This window comes from Xenorhabdus indica, assembly GCF_014467235.1.
GTDB lineage: Bacteria > Pseudomonadota > Gammaproteobacteria > Enterobacterales > Enterobacteriaceae > Xenorhabdus > Xenorhabdus indica.
Genome location: NZ_NKHP01000043.1, coordinates 1 through 10,788, shown reverse-complemented (window position 1 = coordinate 10,788; position 10,788 = coordinate 1). Strand labels below are relative to the sequence as shown.

The 10,788-nt window shown below is 46.5% G+C and carries 3 protein-coding genes; all 3 read left to right on the top strand.

Going from position 1 to position 10,788, the window contains the following annotated elements; translation table 11 throughout:
- The coding region (locus Xind_RS18795; protein ID WP_222941735.1) for an IS1 family transposase at nucleotides 1-148 on the top strand (148 nt) is incomplete at its 5' end.
- Nucleotides 149-493: 345 nt separating this feature from the next.
- Complete coding sequence (locus Xind_RS18790; protein ID WP_187650825.1) at nucleotides 494-1,498, top strand: IS110 family RNA-guided transposase; 1,005 nt, start codon at nucleotides 494-496, stop codon at nucleotides 1,496-1,498.
- A gap of 1,232 nt (nucleotides 1,499-2,730) precedes the next feature.
- Nucleotides 2,731-10,788: amino acid adenylation domain-containing protein (locus Xind_RS18785; protein WP_187650824.1), on the top strand; the 8,058-nt coding region annotated here is incomplete at its 3' end.

Genomic DNA, 10,788 nt, shown 5'->3' with positions numbered 1-10,788 from the left:
AACCTTCACTCAACGTATTGAGCGGGAGAATTTGACGTTGCGCAACCGACTTAAGCGACTCAATCGTAAAACGTTGGGTTATTCTAAGTCACCGAAAATGCATGATAAAGTCATCGGGACTTTCATTGAACGTGAATACTATGTTTAACACAAATCAACGGATTGAATACGTGACCAAAATATGCCTACAGGGCGAGGGGGCCATCCCATTAAACGGGGGGCACTTGTGCTGCAATGGCCTCAGTGAAATAATCATCGTTTCATTACCTAATCTTATAGTGAAAAACTGCTAAAGAAGTATCACCTGTAGTCTAACCCCCCTCGAAGTGCACTTTAACGACATAGGTTTTCATGTGAGAGGTCTGATAGGTACGTTTAGTTGCTCATCCTATCGCTAACTGAAAATAAAGTGCTCCAAGGTAATGAGATGGTTCCCCTCACCCTAACGGCAGTATATTAGCAGAGTGATTATCTTTGATAAGAGGCTACCATCATGAACACTATCGCACTGATTGGCATCGATCTCGGCAAGCATTCTTTTCATGTCCATTGTCAGGAGCAATCGGGAAAAGCCCTGCTACGTAAAAAATTCACCCGAACTAAATTGATGGAATTCTTAGCCGATTGCTCTCCGGCAACGGTTGTGATGGAAGCCTGTGCTGGCGCGCATTTCATGGCAAGACGGATTGCTGATTTGGGGCATGAGGCTAAGCTGATTTCACCGCAGTTTGTCCGTCCTTTTGTCAAAAGTAACAAGAATGATTTTATTGACGCGGAAGCCATCTGTGAAGCGGCCTCACGACCTTCAATGCGTTTTGTTCAGCCCAGAACGGAAGCCCAACAAGCCATGCGAGCGTTGCATCGTGTCCGGGAATCACTGGTCCGGGATAAAGTCAAAACCACCAACCAGATGCAGGCTTTCCTGCTTGAATTTGGTATCAGCATGCCCAAGGGGATTGCCGTGATAAAACGGCTCTCTGCTGTGCTGGCTGAACATGAACTTCCCCCTTATTTGGTGCAGGTATTACTGCGGTTACAGGCACATTATCACTATCTGGTTGAGCAAATCACCGAGATTGAAACTGCCCTGTCACAGGAGGTTGCTCAGGATGATATCGGACAACGGCTGATGACGATCCCCGGCATTGGCCCCATCACGGCGAGTGTGCTTTCCTCACAACTGGGCGATGGAAAACAATATTCTCGCAGCCGGGATTTTGCGGCCTCGACGGGTTTGGTTCCCCGCCAGTACAGCACCGGGGGAAGGACGACCTTATTGGGTATCAGTAAACGGGGTAATAAGACGCTCCGGCAACTGTTGGTACTCTGCGCCCGGTCATTCATGCAACAGATTGAGCACCGGCAGGGAAAACTGGCTGACTGGGTTAAGCAGCAGCTTGAACGAAAGCACTCTAATATCGTGGCCTGTGCATTGGCTAATAAACTCGCCCGGATAGCGTGGGCCATTACGACACAACACACGGTATTTGTCGCCTAAAGCTGGCGTCATTGTGAACCTATTTAACTGTTACCCCACTGGTTTTGCGAAGACTGATTATTGATGACATGAACGGCCTACCGGCCTGATGAGAAACCTAACATAAAAAATGGCTCTTTCAAGCCGACACGGTTTTAAGGTTCATCAGGCGCGGAACTCATCGAGGCGCAGGCTCCTTGCCTACAGTGACGCCGGATAGAGTTAAGCAAGCCAAAAATTCATCAAAAATGAGTGTTGCAAAAAAGAGGGGAACCATAGATTTTATGCTCTCTAAAGAATAAAGTAACACTTCCTAACCTGCATATTTGAAATTCTACAATATTTAACAAACCGGTTGATATAGTACGCCATATATTGAAAAGAAAGACGATCATGAAATATGAATTTTCTGATTATTCTTATGGGAAATTTCAATAGATAGATCAAGGTTTAGATACATTTCCAATAAAAATTTTCACATCGTATTTATATTACACAATCTATCTGATATTTTAATAAATTTCACAAATATGAAACAAATGAGTTTGTTATTAATAATATTAAGTAAGTGTGTAATATTTTTTAATATAACTATTTATGTCTATTTAAATACATTAGATAATAACAGATGTTTATTTTATCAATAGATATGATATATGATGTATATAAAGAGGCAGAATTAATATTGAATTTTCAATTGATTTTATTAACAGTAGATTCATAGCAGGTTAACACCTCCCCAGTTAACTGGTATAAATATATCTATTGCTAAGCTCACACTGAAATTACTGTATTTTTTCGTTTCATATCTATCATTATCAAGAGAGCAAAAGTAATTTGAATATCATTTCTAGCATTTTTACTATGTATTTCCATTGTAATATCTTGGAGTTGAAATCTATTCACATATATAAATACATTAAATTATTGTGAATTTTTTGTGATTAATGTTGCGAGATATTATCTAACCTAAATTTCACGTTTAAATAACAGACTTAATCAGCTAGATCGGTGACAAATATCTAGCGGGTTATTTTTATATTATTTTTGATCTGAATTAAGCATAAGCATAATTCAGCATTTTTTCTATTATCAAATATTCAACTCTAAATGAAGAACCCCGTCGCAAGCAGCGGGGTATCGAAAACCATTAAGTTTACGCCGTGAGTGGCAGGGAATTAGATCCTAAAAGATTAAAAATTAGAACGATTATTTAACTAATAGATCAAAATTTGAAACTTTGGAACTATAAAATGAATATGACACGTAACCATACATCCTCATTAGAGAATCATTTGATTTCCTCTCGCGAATTGTCGCTTAGTTCTACTCAACAAGTTGTTTGGCTTGATCAAATTCTTCATCCTGATACCCCTAATTACAATATCAGTACACTAGTCTGTATCGAGGGAGAGCTGGATGAAGTATTGTTCATTCAGGCTCTTGAATCTGTTGTTTCCCGTCATGATGCATTGCGTTTACGGCTCGTAGATACCCATGGATTACCCCGCCAAAAACTTGTCGATACTCTCCCTGTATCTCTATCCATACACGACTTTTCGCAATATCCTGACGCAGAAACTCAGGTCACACAGCAAACTTATGCTACTTTCATACGTCCGTTCCATTTATATGGAGAGCTGTGGCGTTCTGAACTGCTGCGAGTTAGTGAGACACGGTGGTACTGGCAATTTTGTTGCCATCATTTAATCTCAGATGGTTTGGGTTTGAGACTGGTTATCAAAGATCTTGCAGATAATTACAATCGTCTGGTCAAGGGGGAAGCACTGGCAGAAGCTGCGCCTTCCTATCTCGATTTCATTGTTGAAGATCGCGCCTATCTTGACTCTAAATTGTATACACGTGACCTGCAATTTTGGTTGGAGCGCTATAAAAAACTGCCCCCAGCCTTAATTCCACCCTCAAATCTAAGTACATCTGTCACTCACGAACAAGCAAAACCCATTCTTTGGCAATTAGATAAAACCCTTTTTCAACAAATTGAAAATACAGTGGCCGCTCATGGGCTATCCGTCCTCCATTTTATGTATGCCGTTCTCGCTTGCTATTTTGCACGCAGCACAGACGTGGAGGAGATTGTTATTGGTACGCCTGTACACAATCGCAGAAATGCAAAACAAAAAGGTACGATGGGAATGTTCTCGTCAGTCATTCCCATCGGAGTAACTGTTCATTCTGAGGATTCTTTCCTTGATGTCATGCGCAAAGCCGCAATGGAGTTGCGCCGTTGCTATAAGCATCAGCGGCTGCCAATTGCAGAGATAAACCAGCACACACAAATCAAACAGAAAACAGGGCGTACTCAACTTTTTGATATCATACTGTCGCTTGAATTGTTCAAAGCCGATATGAATATGCAAGGCACCGTCACAACACTCAAACAATCACATCGTGGTGCCATGTTCCCTCTCTCGATAGCCATCTACCAATACACGTTTACTCACCTTGAGAATATAAGCCACCCTGCCACCATCGAATTCAATTACGATACTAATTACTTGAATCACGAGGAAGTCGTTGCTCTTCAATCTCGTTTGGCTCTATTGGTGGAAACTGCCATCACATCTCTGGATATGCCTATTGGAAACGCTCCCCTATTACCAACGGCGGAGCGCCAGAAACTATTGGTAGATTTTAATGCAACCGGTGTTGATTTCCCACAAGACACTCTGATACAGCAACTATTCGAACAACAGGCTGAACGTACTCCAGATGCCACTGCGATGGTGTTTGAAACACACTCCCTTAGTTACGATGAGCTTAACCGTCGCGCCAATCAGCTGGCTCACCACTTGCTTACCATAGGTGTCCAACCTGATGATCGCGTCGCCATCTGCGTTGAACGTAGTCTTGAAATGATAGTGGGATTGTTGGCTATCCTAAAAGCCGGCGGTGCCTATGTGCCGTTAGATCCAGCTTATCCGACTGAACGACTGACGTACATGCTTGATGATGCGGCACCGATAGCGTTGCTTACTCAGTCTTCACTCATTGAAAGGCTGAATAGTCACTTACCTACTGTGATACTTGATGCTCAAGCCCCATCTGTTTTTGATGAAGACTCGGAAGAAAATCCCAATGCTCAAGCTTTAGGGATAACATCACACCATCTGGCGTATGTAATTTATACCTCTGGCTCTACGGGACAGCCCAAAGGCGTGATGGTGACACACAGGAATGTCATCAATCTTTATACCGGATTGAATGCAGCGCTCGACCTCCAACAACCGTGTCGTATAGCCATGAACGCCAGTATTGTGTTCGATGCCTCGGTGCAAAGCTGGTTTCAATTGCTTTCAGGTCATACATTGATCATCGTTCCTGAAGAGATCCGTGCCGATGGTCAGCAACTCTGGCGCTATTTTGCACACCACCTTGTGGACATGTTTGACTGTACGCCAGTTCAATTGCAATGGCTGTTAGATGCCGGACTGGGAACACGTGCTGGCTATCAACCCAAGTTGGCGTTGATTGGTGGTGATACTATCCCCCCTTTAATGTGGTCCAGACTGCAAGAAATAGAAACGACCCGTTTTATCAACGTCTACGGACCAACAGAATGTACGGTAGACGCCACTCTCTGTCCGGTTGATGTATCATTGTCACAACCCAGCATCGGTCGGCCAATTGCGAACACCCAGATCTATATTCTGGATAAACAAGGCCGGTTGCTGCCTTTTGGTGCTGTTGGTGAGATTTATATTGGTGGCGTCGGTGTTTCCCGCGGTTATCTTAACCGCCCAGTGTTGACAACGGAACGTTTTATTCCCGACCCCTTTTCAACAGTGCCAGATGCCCGACTTTATAAGACAGGTGACCTCGGTCGCTGGCTGCCGGATGGCAATATCGAATATCTCGGCCGCAATGATTTCCAGATCAAGCTGCGCGGTTTCCGCGTCGAACTGGGTGAAATCGAAGCGCGCCTGGTTCAGTGTCCAGAAATAGATGAAGCCGTTGTTATCGCCCGCGAGGATATCCCTGGCGACAAACGCTTGGTAGCCTATCTTCGGACTCAGCCTGATAGTGAACTGATACCCGCCAAACTACGCCAGCAACTTGCACAACATCTGGCTGATTATATGCTGCCCAGTGCTTTTGTCGTGCTAGAGAACTTCCCTCTTACCCCTAACGGCAAACTCGATCGTAAGGCATTGCCGATCCCTGATCAGTCAGCGGTAATAACGCGTAATTATGAAGCGCCTTCAGGGGAACTTGAAATCATACTGGCTGAGATCTGGCAAGATTTGCTAGGACTGGTACGTGTCGGTCGCCACGATCATTTCTTTGAGCTTGGTGGTCATTCTCTGATAGCGGTCAGCCTGATTGAACAATTGCGTAGCGCTGGTTGGTTGCTTGATGTTCGCCACGTTTTCTCTTCACCTGTGCTTGCCGATATGGCTCAAGCTATCCAAACGAACCAGAATGATTCTGCCTTTATTGTACCACCTAATTGTATCCTTGAAGGTTGCACGACTCTCACCCCAGAGATGCTACCACTAGTGACACTGTCTCAGGCGGAAATCGACATTATTGCCAAGACCGTAATCGGTGGCGCTGCCAATGTACAGGATATTTATCCACTTGCACCGCTACAGGAAGGCATACTGTTTCATCATCAGCTACAAGAACAAGGTGATACCTACCTGTTAAATAGTCTGATTGCCTTTGATAATCGTGAATATCTCAATGCCTTCCTTGAGGCTCTGCAAAAGGTCATTGACCGCCACGATATTCTGCGTACCGCTATCTGCTGGCAAGATGTGTCGCGACCTGTACAGGTAGTCTGGCGACAGGCTCCGCTGTCAGTAGCGACTTTCGAGCCAACCTCTGTTGATAATGTACAAGCTCAGTTGCAAGCACACACAGATCCACGCCAGCGTCGGCTCGATCTGAGTCAGGCACCTTTGCTTACCGCCGACATCGCTCATGATCCAGTCAAACAAGAGTGGCTGCTAGCGCTGAATTATCATCATTTGGTCTGTGACCATATGACACTGGAGCTTATCGTCGATGAAATCCGCCTGCTGTTGCAAGGGCGCACTGACGAACTTCCCAATCCGTTGCCATACCGTAATTTCATTGCTCAAACCCTGAATGTACCCGCCTCGGTACATGAAGACTACTTTCGTGCCCGACTCGCCGACGTCGATACACCAACAGCACCATTTGGTCTGTTTAACGTACAGAGCGATTGTGAAGATATTGTTGAAACCCGTTTGTTACTGGATAGAGCTTTGGCTGGGGCACTCCGTGCTCAGGCTCGTCATTTAGGAATCAGTGCTGGAGTACTGTTTCATGTTGCCTGGGCACAAGTGTTGGCAAAAACCAGTGGCCGTGATGATGTGGTTTTCGGTTCCGTACTACTGGGCCGTCTGCAAGGCTCTGCAGGTGCCGATCGGGTAATGGGAATGTTTATCAATACCCTGCCAATCCGGATATCCCTTGCTAATCGCAGCGTATTGGAAGTGGTGCAGGCGACCTACCGTGACCTGACATCACTGCTGGAACATGAACAAGCTCCGTTGGCATTAGCCCAACGCTGTAGCGGTGTCGCCCCATCATTGCCATTGTTCAATTCCTTGCTTAACTACCGCCACAGTAAATCAGACTCCATTGGTGTTGCCTGGGACGGTATCCGTGTGCTGACCACAGTAGAACGCAACAACTATCCGCTCACCCTGTCGATAGATGATATAGGTGAGGATTTTGGTCTGGTGGTTCAAAGCATTGCGGAGATCGATCCCGCCAGAATAACGGGCTACTTGACTACGGTTATTGTTAATCTGCTCAACATGTTAACAACCGATCCTCATCAACCTATTTGTCATTTATCGATCTTACCCGACCACGAGCGTCAGCAACTGCTGATGGATTTCAGTGCTACCAAAACTGAATTTCCACAAAATGTTCTCGTGCACCAATTGTTTGAACAACAGGTTGAACGCACGCCTGACGCTATTGCGATGGTGTTCGAAGGATATACTTTCAGTTACGAAGAACTTAATCGCCGTGCTAATTGTCTGGCTCATCACTTGCTGACACTGGGGGTAAAACCCGATGACCGAGTCGCCATCTGTGTTAAACGCAGCCCGGAAATGATAGTGGGATTGCTGGCTATCCTTAAAGCTGGCGGTGCCTATATACCTCTGGACCCGTCCTATCCGGTCGAACGGCTGACTTATATGCTTAATGATGCCGCACCCGTCGTATTACTTACTCAAACCATCCTGAAGGAGAAATTGGGGAGCAACCTGCCTACTGTGGTGCTTGATGCCCAAAAAACATCCGTTTTTGACAAAAAATCAGCAGAAAATCCCGATGCTCAGGCACTAGGACTGACTTCACACAATTTAGCGTATGTGATTTATACCTCAGGTTCCACCGGACAGCCTAAAGGCGTTATGGTTGAGCATGGTGGATTCAGAAATTACCTACAGTGGGCGCTTGGGCATTATGCTAGTGCAGGTCAACTAAACAGTATCGTGTCATCACCAGTGGCCTTTGATGCAACGGTCACCAGTATTTATCTGCCCCTACTTTGTGGTGGCAAAATACAACTGCTCCGTGACGGACAGGAATTGACTGAGCTGATACCCGCTCTGTTGTCTATGGACACTGCTGCTCTGGTCAAGATCACTCCTACTCATTTTGCGACAGTGGGTCAGGAACTATTAGCGACAAAACAAACTTGTCCTGCACATTATTTCATTGTAGGTGGAGAGCCGCTCCCTGGTTCAACCGTAGCACGTTGGCGTGAACTTTCCCCTGAATCTCGCATTGTTAACGAGTATGGCCCAACTGAAACGGTGGTTGGCTGTATTACGTTTGATACCAATAAACTGAGTAATATCACTGGTAATGTTCCTATTGGCTGTCCTATCGCTAACACCCAAATCTATATTTTAGATACACAACGTGAACCCGTTCCTCTTGGTGTTATCGGTGAGATCTATATTGGCGGTGCCGGTGTGGCCCGTGGCTACCTGAACCAACCAGAATTGACAGCGGAACGCTTTGTTCCCAACCCGTTCTCAGATATACCTCATGCCCGAATGTATAAGACCGGCGATCTCGGTCGTTGGCGGCCTGATGGCAATATTGAGTATTTGGGTCGCAACGATTTTCAGGTCAAGGTCCGTGGCTTCCGTATTGAGCTTGGCGAAATCGAGACACAACTTGTTCAGTGTCCGGGGGTAGATGAAGCCGTTGTCGTTGCGCGTGAAGACATGCCGGGTGATACCCGTTTGGTTGCTTATCTCCGGCCACAATCCGGTGTTGAACCCGTACTGGCTGAATTACACCAGCAGCTTACCCGGCATTTGGCTGAGTACATGATCCCCAGTGCCTTTGTGATGTTGGAAACCTTCCCGCTTACGCCTAATGGTAAACTCGACCGTAAGGCATTGCCCACTCCTGACCAATCAGCCGTAGCAACCCATGCTTATGAAGCGCCCATTGGCAAATTGGAAATAACACTGGCGCAGATCTGGCAGGAATTACTGGGGCTGGAACGCGTCGGACGTTATGACCATTTCTTTAAACTTGGTGGCCATTCATTACTCGCTGTCCAATGCACAACACGTGTACGCCAAGTATTAGCTTTGGATCTGCCGCTTGCTCAGTTCTTTGCTCAGCCCGTTCTTATTGACCTTGCCCGGACGCTCACTGATACATCAGTAAGTACTCAGACAATGATTCCTGCTGTTGATCGCAGCCTGCCGTTGCCACTTTCTTTTACCCAACAACGATTATGGTTCCTCGACCAACTCGATCCTGCGGCCAGCCGGGCTTACCACATCTCTGCAGTATTACAACTTTCCGGTAAGCTTAACTATCAAGCGATGACCTCGGCACTCGATAGCCTTGTCGACCGCCAGGAGAGTCTGCGTACCCGCTTTATTTTGGTTGATGGTCAGCCCTGTCAGGAAATTGCGCCCTCAGACATTGGTTTCACTCTCTCCTATCTGGATATGCGTCACCTGAGCGAAATAGACCGTACAAATCGCGTTGCCGAACTCGCCGAATGTGAAGCTCGCATGCCTTTCGATCTTACTCAAGGCCCGCTGGTCCGTGGTCAGTTGCTGCAACTGGCTGATGAGGAACATGTGCTGCTGTTTACCCAGCACCATATTATCTCTGATGGCTGGTCCATTGGCATCATGGTTCGGGAACTTGCCGCATTTTATCAAGCGGCCCTCAATGATCACGATGTTGCTTTACCACCACTGCCCATCCAGTACGCTGACTATGCCGTCTGGCAACGCAATGAGTTACAACAGGATGTGCTCTCAGAGCAGCAGGATTTCTGGTATACCCAGCTCCAGGGGGCACCTGCTTTACTTGAACTTCCCACTGATCGTCCACGTCTGCCACTACAGAGCTATGCCGGCAAGCAGATACCGATCCATTTGAACACTGAAGTGCTCGCTTCCCTCAGAATATTTAGTCAAGGTCAGGATACTACCTTGTTTATGAGCCTGCTCGCAGCTTGGGCTATCGTCCTTGCCCGTCTCAGTGGTCAGGACGATATCGTTATTGGTACTCCCGTTGCCAACCGCCAGAACAGAGAATCCGAGGAATTAATTGGCTTTTTTGTCAACACGCTAGCCTTACGTATCGAATCTGGTCAGTGCAATACCGTAGAGGAACTACTTGCTCAAGTTCGTAAACGGACCATTGCGGCCTATGCTCATCAGGCACTGCCTTTCGAACAGGTAGTCGAAGCACTACAGCCAGATCGTAGCCTGAGTTACAACCCTATATTTCAGGTTATGTTGGTTTTGAACAACACCCCGGCTCAAGCGCTGAAGCTGCCCGGTCTGGAGCTCACTCTCCTGGAACAACCGCGTCTCAGTACTCAATTTGACCTGACATTATCACTTACCGAAACCGATGTCGGTTTAGTTGGCGGACTGGAATATGCAACCGACCTGTTTGATCAGGAAACGGTGATTCGCATAGCGGGCTACTTTGAGAATGTACTAACGGCGATGGTAACGGATGCCACACAAGCTATTTCATCTCTGCCTATGCTATCTGTAGCAGAACGTCAACAACTGTTGGTGGATTTCAATGCGACACAGGCGGACTTCCCGCAAGAAGCGTTGATCCACGAGCTGTTTGAGCAACAAGTGGAACGCACGCCTGAGGCCACTGCGGTGGAATTTGAAGGACAATCCCTCAGCTACCGTGAACTCAACCGCCGTGCCAACCAACTGGCCCATCATCTGCTGGCGCTGGGTGTCCAGCCTGATGACAGGGTAGCTATCTGTACCGAACGCAGTCTGGAA